Origin of the sequence: Legionella maioricensis, assembly GCF_023618015.1 — a bacterium.
GTDB lineage: Bacteria > Pseudomonadota > Gammaproteobacteria > Legionellales > Legionellaceae > Legionella > Legionella maioricensis.
Window position 1 is genome coordinate 11898 of sequence record NZ_JAJKBJ010000008.1, and the last position, 13072, is coordinate 24969.

The window sequence follows — 13072 nt, forward strand, 5'->3', positions numbered from 1 at the left end:
ATTAGACCAGATCATTTTTGGAGGTTCTTAACCAGAACCAGATGTGGGATTTATTTCATTAGCTTTTATAGCCACAATAGGGTTATTCACTTATGCATTTGCATTGCAAGAGACGAAGGAGATGAGTACTGATGATTGATCATTGCCAGTTTGGGCTTGATATGCAGGAAAACCCAATTATCTATAAAACAACTGAGGGCACTCTTTATATTGTACCGTGTCACTACTATTATTAGACAGTTAATTTTTAAGGTCAGTACATGAAAACAAAAGGTGTCTTTCGATTCTTTGCAGCAATGTTATACCTTTTTTGGGGAATAGCACCCTTTGCTTTTGCACAAAACCGACCACTGACTCTAACCGAAGCAGAACATCTAGCAATTAACCAATCTCCAGAGCTACAACGTTTAAACGCAAACAGCCAAGCCCTAAGACAGCAATCAATCGCAGACGGACAACTACCCGATCCCCAATTAGCCGCAGGGACTATTAATGTTCCAACCGATACCTTTAGTTTTACTCAAGACGAAATGACGATGGTACAAGTTGGACTCCAGCAACAATTTGCACGCGGTAGATCGCTCAAAATGAAATCCCAACAAACGCGCGCATTAGCCAAAACCGAACTGATTAAGATAACAGAACAAAAACTGACGTTAATTCGTACTGTGCGTGAAGTTTGGTTGGAGTTGTATTACTGGTCCCAAGCGCTACACACCCTAAAGACCAATGAATCACTTTATAAAGAGTTACTGCAAGTAACAGAGTCTCAATACAGCACAGGAAAAATCAACCAAACCGATGTAGTGCAAGTTCAGTTAGAACTATCAAAACTGAAGAATCAAATAATTCAAAACAAGCAGCAAATTGCAATTTTGAAAGCACAACTGGGTCGTTGGATTGGCATGAATAACGTCAATCGTCCTTTAGCACTGTCCATGCCCCGTTGGCCTGCCCTGCCTTCCATGGCAAAATTACAAGACAGCCTTATGAAACATCCTCTATTACAAGCAGATGCAGCAAATATCAAAGCCTCCTCTTTCGAAGTCGCTTATGCTAAAGAGCAGTATAAACCGGGATGGCAATTGGGTGTAGGTTATGGACTAAGACAAGGTAGAATGCCTGATGGAACACCACGCTCTGATATGCTGACGGCTCAAGTGACTATGGATTTGCCTTTTTTCACGGCAAACCGCCAAGACCGACAACTCAATGCAAGCCTCAATAAATTAAATGCAACTCAAATGGACAGACACATTCATTATCGTGATTTGCTGCAATCTCTTAATGTACAATATACCACCTGGAAACATCTTTTAGAGCGAGAACATTTATACAACCAGCAATTAATTCCAGATTCCAAGCAAAATGCTAAGGCGGCATTACTCGCTTATCAAAATGCTACGACCGAATTAACCACCGTATTACGCGCCTACAGCAGTGAATTGACCATTCAATTAGAGCACATTCAACTGCAAGTAGAGCGCTTAAAAGCTCATGCAACCTTGCTCTATCTCGAAGGAACCCCAACATGAACAAAAAATTAGTCACTTTTGCACTCGTTGTTCTGATTTTAGGCATTGTTCTTGGGCGATGGTCAACAGATGCCACTAATAAAAAAGCATCCATGGCCAAAGAAGAAAAAAAACCGCTTTATTGGATTGATTCCATGGAGCCCACCATTCACTACCCAGGACCTGGAAAATCACGCATGGGAATGGAATTAACTCCGGTCTATGCTGATGAACATCCAAATGATGGGACAGTGCAAATCTCTCCTGTCGTGAGCAATAATCTAGGCATTCGTCTTGCACCTGTGATGCAAAGTGATTTGGCAAAGCAAATTGATACGGTGGGTTATGTGGAGCCTAATGAAAACAAAATTGGTCATATTCATACCTATGCTGATGGTTGGGTAAAAAATCTCGTGGTTAAAACAGTAGGTGAGACGGTAAAAAAAGGCCAACTTCTATTACAGTATTACTCGCCGCAATTAGTAACTGCTCAAGAAGAATACTTAATTGCTTTAGAGAACAAAAAGCCGGTCTTAATCAATGCTTCTTATAAAAAATTACAGTCGTTACATATTTCCGAACAACAAATTCAAGAAATCAAAACAACTCATAAAGCCAATCAATTAGTCGCTATCTATGCACCTCAAGATGGCATTGTCGCCCAACTTAATATTCGTGAAGGCATGCGAGTCACTCCAGATTTAGAGATGATGAGCCTTGTAGATCTTGCTAGTGTGTGGATGATTGCTCAAATTTTTGAAGAACAAGCCAGTTGGGTGCATGTTGGGGATTGTGCCATCGCAAAAATATCTGCTTTTCCTAATAAACAATGGAAAGGTGCTGTAGAGTACATTTATCCGCAATTAGACACCACGACCCGCACTGTTAAAGTCAGATTTCGCTTTGAAAATTCGGATAATCAGTTAAAGCCTAATATGTATGTGAGTATTACCATTCTTACCCAACCTAAAGCCAATGTGCTTCATATTCCCATCGAAGCATTAATAAGAAGCAGCCAAGGTGATCGCGTAATCGTGGCGCAAGCCCAAGGACGATTTGAAGTTCGTCCTGTAACCGTGGGTATGGAGTCAGAAAGCCAAGTTGAAATTATCTCCGGATTGAAACGAGGCGAACAGGTGGTTGTTTCTGGACAATTTCTTCTTGATTCCGAGTCCAATTTAAAAGCAGGACTTGAACGGTTACAAACACCGAACCAAGACAAAAAGAATCAAAAATCCAGTGCTACCTCTAATACATCCGTTGAAGGAGTCGGGATTATAAAAAAGATAAATTTTGCCAATCATTCGCTCACCATTCAACACGAGGCAATTCCCTCTTTAAATTGGCCTGCCATGGAAATGAATTTTTCAGTAGCACAAGACATTGTATTTGATGAGCTTAAAATCGGTGACTCGATTCAATTTGATTTAGAAAAAAAGAACACTGATTTTATGATTACTAAGATAAAAAAATTACCCAAGGACGATAACTCTAAATGATAGCTGCCATTATTCGCTGGTCGATTAAAAATCGCTTTTTAATTGTATTAATGACCGGCATGCTCATACTGGGGGGAATCTATACAGTAAAACATACTGTAGTCGATGCCATTCCTGATTTGTCTGATGTGCAAGTCATCATCAAAACAGAGTTCCCAGGTCAAGCGCCACAAATCGTTGAAGACCAAGTAACCTACCCTCTAACCACTGCGATGTTGGCAGTACCGGGTGCGGTGACGGTACGTGGTGAATCGGGTTTTGGAGTATCTTATGTGTATGTTATTTTCCAAGATGGGGTTGACTTATATTGGGCCCGTTCACGGGTTTTGGAATATTTAAGCCAAATTACCAATCGCCTACCCCTAGGTGCCCAGCCCACTTTAGGTCCTGATGCAACTGGTGTGGGTTGGGTCTATGAATATGCATTAGTGGATCGCACAGGAACACACGACCTCGCCCAATTAACCAGTCTGCAAAATTGGTTTTTGAAATATGAATTACAAAAAGTGCCTGGTGTAGCTGAGGTAGCGACCGCAGGAGGCATGGTCAAACAATATCAAATAACCTTAGATCCTGACCGTTTACGCGCTTACGGATTAACCCTTCAACAAGTAAAACAAGCCGTGGTACGCAGCAATCGCGAAGCAGGCGGCTCTGCCATTGAAATGGGTGAAGCCGAATACATGATACGCGCCAAGGGCTATCTAAAATCCATAAAAGATATGGAGCAAATTCCCGTAGGACTTGGTAAAAATGGCATTCCTATTTTGTTACAAGAAGTCGCTCAAGTGCAATTAGGCCCACAAATGCGCCGCGGAATTACCGAGCTCAACGGTCAAGGTGAAGCTGTAGGTGGCATTATCGTGATGCGCTTTGGGCAAAACGCCATGCAAACCATCGCGAATGTGAAAGAAAAACTAAAACAATTGCAAGCAAGTCTACCCAAAGGGGTAGAAATTAGTACGACTTATGATCGCTCAAGCTTAATTCAGCGTGCCATTAATACCCTGCAAGATAAATTGATTGAAGAGTTTATTGTGGTGTCGCTTATTTGTATCGTCTTTTTATTTCATTTTCGCTCCTCCTTAATCATTGTCATAAGCTTACCTATTGGAATTTTATTGGCGTTGATGGTCATGCACCTTCAAGGTATTAATGCCAACATCATGTCCTTAGGAGGAATTGCCATTGCCATTGGCGCCATGGTTGATGCCGCCATCGTGATGATTGAAAACGCACATAAACACCTCGAGCATGAACCCCTTACAGAAAAGAATCGTTGGCACATCATGCAACAAGCCTCACTTGAGGTAGGGCCTCCTTTATTTTTTTCCTTACTCATTATTACCATTAGCTTTCTACCGGTCTTCAGTTTACAAGCACAGGAAGGACGATTGTTTGCCCCTCTTGCCTATACCAAAACCTATGCGATGGCCGCAGCCGCTCTTCTTTCGATTACTTTAGTTCCCGTACTCATGGGCTATTTTATCCGGGGTAAAATCAAACAAGAACATGAAAATCCTATTAACCGAATGTTACTTGCATTGTATCAACCGGTGTTATATGCCAGTTTAAAAGCCCCAAAAATGATTTTAGCCCTAGCCGCTCTAATTGTCTTTCTTGGTTTTTTACCCCTTCATTATTTGGGTAATGAGTTCATGCCGGAACTTGATGAAGGAGATTTACTTTACATGCCCACAACATTTCCTGGAATCTCCATCGGAAAAGCACAACAACTACTCCAACAAACCGATAAACTTATTGCGACTGTCCCAGAAGTCAAAACGGTGTTTGGTAAAATAGGCAGAGCAGAAACTGCCACCGACCCAGCACCTTTATCTATGGTTGAAACAACCATTCAATTTAAACCCCATAACGAATGGCGCCCAGGAATGACCATGGATAAATTGCGCGAAGAGTTGTCTTTACGGCTTAAATTGCCGGGACTTTCCAACGCCTGGGTCATGCCCATCAAAACCCGTATTGATATGTTGGCCACAGGGATAAAAACTCCAGTGGGTATTAAAATTGCGGGGCCTGACTTAAATACCATTCAATCCATTGGGGAACAACTGGAAATCATTTTGAAAAAAATTCCCGGCACCACGTCTGTTTTTGCAGAGCGCGTTGCAAGCAGCCATTACATCACCATTGATATAGACCGTCTTAAAGCGGCTCGTTATGGATTAAATGTTGAGGACATTCAAGAAATTATTGAAACAACCGTCGGTGGCATGAATGTAACCCAAACCATTGAGGGACGCGAACGTTATCCTGTAAATCTTCGTTATCCTCGCGACCTTCGCGATTCCTTAGAAAAGCTTCGTTTATTGCCTATTGTCACGCCAATGGGTGCCACGATTCCGTTAAGTGAAATTGCCTCTTTATCAATTACCGAAGGCCCCGACATGATTCGCAGTGAAAATGCCAGGCTTAATGGGTGGGTTTACATTGATATTGCCGGACGCGATCTAGGTTCTTATGTTAAAGAAGCTCAGGATGCTGTTCAGAGTCAAGTGAAATTACCCGCGGGTTACTCATTAACTTGGTCTGGTCAATACGAATATTTGGAACGCGCCAAACAACGCCTTTCTTTGGTAGCCCCATTAACCTTAGCAATTATTGCCTTTTTGCTGTATCTTAATTTTGGTCGATTAGCTGAGGTTCTGATTATTTTAGGGACATTACCCTTAGCGTTAGTCGGGGGCATTTGGCTCTTGTATTTATTAGGCTATCATCTCTCTGTCGCGGTCGGCATTGGTTTTATTGCCCTAGCTGGAGTCGCTGCAGAAACTGGGGTCATTATGCTTGTATTTCTTAACCAGGCCTTGGAAAAAGCAAGGGAAGAGGCGTTACAGCAGCAGCGTGCCCTGACTCGAGCGGATGTTTTTGATGCGGTAGTGGCCGGTGCTCTTTTACGGCTTCGCCCTAAAATCATGACGGTAACTGCCATTATCGGCGGTCTATTACCTATTATGCTCTTAGGAGGCACAGGCTCTGAGGTCATGCGACGCATTGCGGCCCCAATGGTTGGGGGTATGCTCAGTGCGACAGTACTTACCTTGATTGTCATTCCAGTAATCTATCTTCTTTGGCAACAAAGAAAATATAATGTGTAACCAAAAGTTATTTATATGTTTTTTGAATATAAGGGCCGGCGATCTCAGGGAGCGTTAAGACAAACAATCGTCGATTTCTGTCATAAGATTTATAAGGGATTGCCATGAATAAATCGATTTTTTTAATGATTATTTTCTTTATCATGAGTACCACTATTGGCTGTGTACCAAGATCCTTAAAACCCGGTGCTCAAAATATCACGATTCTCTATGATCACACTATTTCGGATTTAAAATCCTGCACATTTTTGGGCAAAATCTCTGGCAAGGATGTGCATGGTACGAAGATTCAATTTACCTGGGGATTAGAAAAAAACCTAGAAAAGGATGACATTAATTTTCTTAAAAATGAAGGAAAAAAATTAAATGCAAATGTTGTTGTGTTTGAAAAACATCAAAACTTGGTTAAGCGATATCAATTATGGAGTCCGAGCCGACATACAGACATCAGCAATCATACCATTGAAGGAAGCGCCTATCGATGTCCTTCGCAAATAATGTCCTCAATAAAACAGTTTGATATCCTAAAGGATTCTGTTTATGAAAAACCTATCGTAATCAAAGGTAATTGATAATACATGCATGACAGAAAATATCCTTTCAGGAATAGAAGCCAATTTTGAGTCAGAAAATATTAAATAGTATTATTTACAATCCCTTTTTGCTCTTTCCTATTTATTATTACATTTGGAAGCAACCTGGCAGAGTTCATAATGAAAATTAGTTCTGAAGAAACATGAATAAAAGCAGCCAATGGCGGATTAAGAAAGCCAAAAGCCGCTAATAAAATACCCACCGTATCTACCAAAAGTGTGCCTGCAAAATTCGCCATAATAATTTTGTAACATCTTCTTGCAATTCCAACTGTTTCAACAAATTTTGTTTCAACAAATTTGAATAAATCATTGCCTAATAATACAATGTCAGCGCTCTCTCGCGCCACATCCGTCCCAGTACCCATAGCAATACCCACATTTGCTTCAATTAATGCAGGCGCATCATTGATACCGTCACCAACCATCGCTATTTTTGCCTTTGCTAACATAAACTCTCGAATACGGATTGCTTTTTGCTCTGGAAGCAGTTCGGCTTCTACCTTGGCTACTCCAAGCTGCTTACCAATTTCCTGCGCAATCGTTAAGGTATCCCCGGTTAAAAGAATTGTGTTTAAACCCATTCTTTTTATTTCACTTATTGCTTCTCTGGCCTCTTTACGTATGATATCTGCAATTCGTATTACACCGAGTAATTGATTATTACGCGCGACAAACACCTCAGATAAATAGTTCGGGCCTGGCTTAACGTCACTGATATTGATCTGTTCCTCTTGAAACAGAGCCAAATTACCAACAATAATTTTTTCTTGATTTGCCCAACAAATAATCCCTTTTCCAGGTTTATAATCGAAGTGTTCCGGTTCAATAATATCCAGATCTTGCTCGCTTGCTTTTTGCAAAATAGCTCTGGCGATTGAGTGTTCTGATAATCGTTCAGCAATAGCCGCAGCCTCAAGTACAGCCTGCTCAGTAATGCCGGGCATAGGACAAACAGCAACAACAGAGGGTGCGCCATAAGTAAGGGTTCCTGTTTTATCAAAAACTACCGTATCCACTTTACTTAGCACTTCGATATATAAGCCACCTTTTATAATAACCCCCTTGCCCGCAGCTCTACCAATTGCTCCTAAAATAGCTAATGGAGTTCCCGCGGCTACGCCACATGCACCTGCTACAATAATCACAGATATAGTTGAGCGGATATCATGAGTAAGAAAATAGGTGAGAAGTGCGGCACCAATAGCAAAATAAACAAGATAGCCTGCAAGACGATCAGCTGTTTTCTGAATGGGAGCACGAGATTTTTCCGCCGCTTCAACTGCCTGAATAATTTTTCCAAAAGCCGTATCTTTACCAACTCGTTTTGTTTCCACATCAATGGCACCAGATTGATTGATAGATCCTGCGTAGACCTCAGATCCAGCAATTTTTTCTACTGGCATTGACTCACCTGTTATTGCAGATTGATCAACAAAAGTTAGTCCTCTAATAACAGTTCCATCTATTGGTATACGGGAACCCGGTTTAACAATAATAGTATCACCCGCTTTTATTTCCTCGATATTTTTTTTGCTCTCACCATTTTGGTGCCGAATGAATGCTTCTTTAGGCATGAAATCAAGAAGACTTTTTATAGCACGTCTGCCGCGCTCGATAGTAAGACCCTCTAGTACTTCAGCAATTAATACAAAAAGTATAATCACTAATGCTGTAAATACTTCCCCAATAGCTAAAGCGGCTAGCAATGCAATTGTCATGGATAATTCCATAGTCATTTTGCGTTCGCTTAAAGATGAAAATGCTTCCTTAAAAATAGGATACCCACCTATGAGTGCGGCAATAAAACCAATATATTTAAATGGTACAAATTGAGTCCCTAAAGGTGTCCAGCTCAATAGAAGAGAAATAAATACGAATCCTATGCGCAATCCCTCTACCAAAGTAAAAATATGGCTGTGATCATTATGTTCTTGATTCATTGACAGTTCCTCAATTTATTTAAACTTACTTTAAATAGGTCTTAACAACATCCAATAATTGCTGAGCTGCTTGTGCTTGGCTTGATGATGGACTTTTATCAGGATCAACCAGATGATTACGTATGTGACCTTCGATAACTTCGGCCATCAAACCATTCATTGCACCACGACATGCAGCGATTAACTGCAAAACACCGCCACAATCATTTTCTTCAGAATGCTCTAGCTTTTCTTTCAATGCATTCAGTTGGCCTTGAATACGGTTAATGCGATGAAGTAGCTTCTTTTTATCCCTTAATAAATGTGCCATAAATTAAATCTCTAAAAATGTATACTATACGTAGGTATAGTATACATCAAAATTCTCAAAAAGATCTTAATAATTGCACCAGGGCTAAATAAGCCAATGGATGTGATGAAATGAAAAGGGAATCAAAACCTGAAGCCCTACCCAACTCGATCTGTTTTATTGATACTTGAATAACAAGTGGACGGAGGTCTGATTGCTCTACTTAACCAGAACCCCCTGGTGCATGATCTATTACAATACAGCTTTATTATCAGCACTTCTAAAGCAGGCTCAACAAGGTGGTGAAGGGTCCTTATACAACGAAATGGAATTACCCCCTTATAAGGCAGTGGGTACTGCTTTAAGATTCAATAATATAGAAGTTGTTGCGGCACTTGTTTACTGTAGGCCAAACGTTAATAATACAGGTTCTAAAATTCCGCCAAATCCAATCATCTTTTACCAATCCTGAATGATGCCAACCGTGGTCTTTAATTAAGCAGGTTACAATCAATCCTATACCACTACCAACATATAATAATCCAACAAGTTCTTTGGCAAAAGGTATGCAACCACCAAAAACACAGCGGCACCCAGAGCCGCAAACGTTGGAGATATGATTCGTAAGTACATCAGCTAACCCTCGACCCTCTAACTCTAAATGACACCACTTTAATCTTTTGCTCAACACCTGGAATAGTACAAGACAAGGCTCATAATCAGAGTTGATTTAAAATAAAAAGCTCAAATTTCAATATTAATTGTCCACTTCTCTTACAATAACAGGGTAAGGCCAAATGTTACCGTATCTTGACTGGCTGCTTCCCCATTAATTATTTGTATGTTTTTAAAAGCGCCATAATCTTGCTCATGTTCGTATTCAACATTAATATTTAATCCAGGAGCCAGCCGATAATAAGGCCTGACAATATAGCGCATTTGATTGAGTCCATTACCGATATTGGCTTGAATGACTGTTTTCGAAGCCAGAATACTGCGTACCCCTGCCCTAATAAAAAAGTTATTGGTGATCTGGGTATCTCGCGATAACTCCAAATCCAGTTTAGCACTTCCATTGTAGTAATAGCCTCGAAGATTGGTATCGATAAAATAAGGCATTAACCCTTCAATACCAATACCTGGCTGCCAATAGGGTGTATTTGCTGGTTTATTGGTATAATTAGCACCTGCTTTAATCGCCCAAAACTGGCTGATTAAATGCCAATAAAAAATATCAATGTCAGCACTTTCAACCTTTCCCTTCAACAATTCCGCATCATTGACGAATAATTCAAGCTTATGATAATCAGGACCATATAAACCCTTGTAATTTAGGCGTTGTGCATTATGAAACGGATCAGCACCAGCATCGATAAATGAGGCGCGCCATAAACCTGCAGGATGGACCATCGGATACTTCACCAAGGAAGAATCGATAGGCATGGTTTCATCCACTCGTACAATGGGACGATTGTAATAAGGCGTTTGTTTTATAATATTTTGCGGCTTTCTTTTACCCTGTGTAATTTCTATTAATGTAGAATATTGAAACACACGCGACATCCCAGTCATCATATGATAAAGAAAATGACAGTGAAAAAACCATTGGCCACTGGCATCGGTGTCAACATCCGCGGTTATCGTAGCACCTGGTGGCACATCAATCGTATGCAATAAAGGATCGTAGGCATCATTCCCCTTGCGCAAAATAAACCAATGACCATGAATGTGCATGGGATGATGCATCATGGATGTGTTGGTAAATACAAACCGATAGCGTTTCCCAGGATCTAAACGTATGGGTTTCGCTTTATAAGCAGGAACTCCATTGATAAACCAAATAAATCGATCCATATACCCAAACAACTCCATATTGATTACATGCGCTACTGGAGTATTCGGATCATTTGTTTTCACTGCGGCAATCATGGGCTGATATTTTGTGCCCATTGAAGTTTTGTAAGAGGAGTTGGGTGGCTCCATCTTGTCTCCAATAATAGTTGGCTCCGTGGGCATCTTCATGCTGGAATCCATCTTCATGTTGGAATCCATCTTCATGTTGGAGTCCATCTTCATGTTGGAGTCCATTTTCATGTTGGAGTCCATTTTCATGTTGGAGTCCATTTTCATGTTGGAGTCCATTTTCATGTTGGAGTCCATTTTCATGTTGGAGTCCATTTTCATGTTGGAGTCCATTTTCATGTTGGGCATAGACGATGAATTATTTGCTCCCTTAACGTGTGATTTTTTCTTGTCCATTTCATGAGACATTGAACTCATGTTCATTTTAAGAGCATGTCTTCTCTCTTTTGTCTTAGTGGCTGATTTTGCTGTCTGAGGTAAAGTACCTTGATTCATATTCCCCATCATCATGGCCATCATATCTCGAGTAACTGGCAATGGCTCAGGAAATGGAGGTACTTTTGAATAATCTACAGAATGTTGCGAAGAGGTCACTAAGGCACCGTATGCAGCCCCTACTGTATCTAAGGATTCTGCATAAATGATGTAGGGTGTGTTTTTTTGAATTTTAACAAGCACATCATAGGTTTCACCTGATGCAATGGCAAAATCTTTAATCATATAGGGTCTCACATCATTCCCTTCGGCGTGCACCATCTGCATTTCAGACTCAGGAATTTTTACACGAAAAATGGTGCTTCCTCCAGCACCTATAAAGCGTAACCGTACCACATCCCCTTGCTTCACCAAAGCAGTCCAAGGTTTGAATTTGGGTTGACCATTGAGTAAAAATGCATCATAAGCAACATCACTAAAATCATAAATACTCATGCGCATTTGTTGCATCATTTTGTAGTCATTAAACAATCGCTTACGTTCCTCTGCGGAGCCTTTTTTATAATCATGCATAAATTTTAATAAAGAGGGCTGCAGCGGAAATCGCGGAGAATAATAATCCCCTTCTTTCTTTAGATTTTTTAAAATCTGCTCTGGTTTGGTATTACTCCAATCGGATAACACCACAACAAAATCTTTCGTGTATTTATATTTGGGTGCCTTAATCGGGTCGATGACGAAGGCACCATATAAGCCCTGTTGTTCTTGTAATTCAGAGTGTGCATGGTACCAATACGTTCCTGATTGCTTGAGTACAAACTGATAATGAAATACACCTCCTGATGGAATCGCTTTTTGACTCACATGCTCCACACCATCCATTTGCCAAGGAACTAAAACACCATGCCAATGAATTGTTGTGGGTTTATCCAAATGATTGTATACATTAATAGTGACCTTATCGCCTTCCTTAAAGTGTAGTGTTGGTGCTGGAATCTGATTATTTACCGCAATCGCAACTCGAGATTTTCCAGCAAAATGAACGGTCTTGTAGCCCACAACTAAATCAACAACACGCTGGGCAGAAAACACATTGGTCATCACCAAAAGACTGGTGAGAAATACACTTATTTTTTTCAGCACAATCCATTCTCCCTTCTTATTCTTCAATGATTGCGTTTTAAGATGTTTATTAAGAAAAAATCGACGCACTTTTCATGGGCTTTATTCATGATGATGTTCGGTTTCACCTTCGGTACTTGGTAGCGACAAGACACCCAATCCATGGCGATACACAAGCTCCCCACCACGCCAGGCTGTAGAGAGCAACAAACCCTGAACAAGAAACATTGCGACAAGGAACGTAAGAGTCATTGCTTTTTGCTTGTAATAGCGCCATAAAGACCAAATTGCAACAAGCCACATGGCAAAAGCAGTAGACAATGCCCAATTGCGATGGTTCATCATGGCCATGTGTGCTGGCTCATCATGCTTCACTGTATAATAAGCATAAAAACCGGCAATAACCGTCAAAATCGTCACTAAAGCCGCACACCATAAACACCAACGGCCAACAACTTCAAATTCTAACGTCATTTTATCCGAGACAAGAGGCGTGGATTTAGATAAATACGTAAGTAGGTAAAAACCAAATGATGTAGTAAATAATGCGACGGTAAAATGCACCAAAATCGGATGCCAATTGGGGAGTATTTCAAACATTATAAAATCCTTTTTATCATGGTCTAACTTATCATACTGAGAACAATTTCATTTTGCATTCATTATGGATAACCTAAGTGGTACCTTTGAGAATA

9 protein-coding genes are annotated in these 13072 nt (G+C 40.5%); 5 read left to right on the forward strand and 4 right to left on the reverse strand.

The annotated features are described in order from the left end of the window. Positions 1-260 precede the first annotated feature (260 nt). From LOX96_RS08095 to LOX96_RS08110, 4 genes are all read left to right on the forward strand, one after another. The gene (locus LOX96_RS08095; protein ID WP_058478583.1) at positions 261-1535 is read left to right on the forward strand and encodes a TolC family protein; all 1275 of its coding nucleotides are present in this window, start codon (positions 261-263) and stop codon (positions 1533-1535) included. Next, positions 1532-3013 carry an efflux RND transporter periplasmic adaptor subunit gene (locus tag LOX96_RS08100; protein WP_078061483.1) on the forward strand — a complete coding sequence of 494 codons (1482 nt, stop codon included), beginning with the start codon at positions 1532-1534 and terminating at the stop codon, positions 3011-3013. The genes LOX96_RS08095 and LOX96_RS08100 overlap by 4 nt, the downstream gene beginning before the upstream one ends. After that, entirely contained in the window at positions 3010-6132 is a 3123-nt protein-coding gene (locus tag LOX96_RS08105; RefSeq protein WP_058478584.1) for an efflux RND transporter permease subunit, read from the forward strand. Before LOX96_RS08100 ends, LOX96_RS08105 begins: the two co-directional genes overlap by 4 nt. A gap of 104 nt (positions 6133-6236) precedes the next feature. Then, positions 6237-6704: a DUF4156 domain-containing protein gene (locus LOX96_RS08110; RefSeq protein ID WP_058478585.1), complete on the forward strand. Its 468-nt coding sequence runs from the start codon at positions 6237-6239 to the stop codon at positions 6702-6704. 62 nt (positions 6705-6766) lie between these two features. On the opposite strand, the gene LOX96_RS08115 is transcribed toward LOX96_RS08110, so the two are convergent. Then, positions 6767-8668 (reverse strand): heavy metal translocating P-type ATPase, encoded by a 1902-nt coding sequence (locus LOX96_RS08115; protein WP_058478586.1) that lies wholly within the window; start codon positions 8666-8668, stop codon positions 6767-6769. 25 nt (positions 8669-8693) lie between these two features. Continuing rightward, complete coding sequence (locus tag LOX96_RS08120; RefSeq protein ID WP_058478587.1) at positions 8694-8978, reverse strand: metal/formaldehyde-sensitive transcriptional repressor; 285 nt, start codon at positions 8976-8978, stop codon at positions 8694-8696. 193 nt (positions 8979-9171) lie between these two features. On the opposite strand from LOX96_RS08120, the gene LOX96_RS08125 reads away from it, so the two are divergent. Then, a complete protein-coding gene (locus LOX96_RS08125; protein ID WP_115324599.1) occupies positions 9172-9429 on the forward strand; it encodes a hypothetical protein in 258 nt (85 codons plus the stop codon). 302 nt (positions 9430-9731) lie between these two features. Here the strand turns inward: LOX96_RS08125 and LOX96_RS08130 are convergent, their stop codons facing one another. Next, a complete protein-coding gene (locus LOX96_RS08130) occupies positions 9732-12356 on the reverse strand; it encodes a multicopper oxidase domain-containing protein (protein WP_120083090.1) in 2625 nt (874 codons plus the stop codon). Between the two features lie 123 nt (positions 12357-12479). Continuing rightward, on the reverse strand, positions 12480-12977 hold the full coding sequence (locus tag LOX96_RS08135; RefSeq protein ID WP_058478589.1) for a DUF2231 domain-containing protein: 498 nt from the start codon (positions 12975-12977) through the stop codon (positions 12480-12482). Positions 12978-13072: the final 95 nt, after the last annotated feature.

What these genes read in the sequence shown, in the direction of transcription:
- LOX96_RS08095 (WP_058478583.1), top strand. Translation starts at nt 261, where the DNA reads ATGAAAACAAAAGGTGTCTTTCGATTCTTTGCAGCAATGTTATACCTT.
- LOX96_RS08115 (WP_058478586.1), bottom strand. Translation starts at nt 8,668, where the DNA reads ATGAATCAAGAACATAATGATCACAGCCATATTTTTACTTTGGTAGAG.
- LOX96_RS08100 (WP_078061483.1), top strand. Translation starts at nt 1,532, where the DNA reads ATGAACAAAAAATTAGTCACTTTTGCACTCGTTGTTCTGATTTTAGGC.
- LOX96_RS08135 (WP_058478589.1), bottom strand. Translation starts at nt 12,977, where the DNA reads ATGTTTGAAATACTCCCCAATTGGCATCCGATTTTGGTGCATTTTACC.
- LOX96_RS08105 (WP_058478584.1), top strand. Translation starts at nt 3,010, where the DNA reads ATGATAGCTGCCATTATTCGCTGGTCGATTAAAAATCGCTTTTTAATT.
- LOX96_RS08110 (WP_058478585.1), top strand. Translation starts at nt 6,237, where the DNA reads ATGAATAAATCGATTTTTTTAATGATTATTTTCTTTATCATGAGTACC.
- LOX96_RS08120 (WP_058478587.1), bottom strand. Translation starts at nt 8,978, where the DNA reads ATGGCACATTTATTAAGGGATAAAAAGAAGCTACTTCATCGCATTAAC.
- LOX96_RS08130 (WP_120083090.1), bottom strand. Translation starts at nt 12,356, where the DNA reads ATGACCAATGTGTTTTCTGCCCAGCGTGTTGTTGATTTAGTTGTGGGC.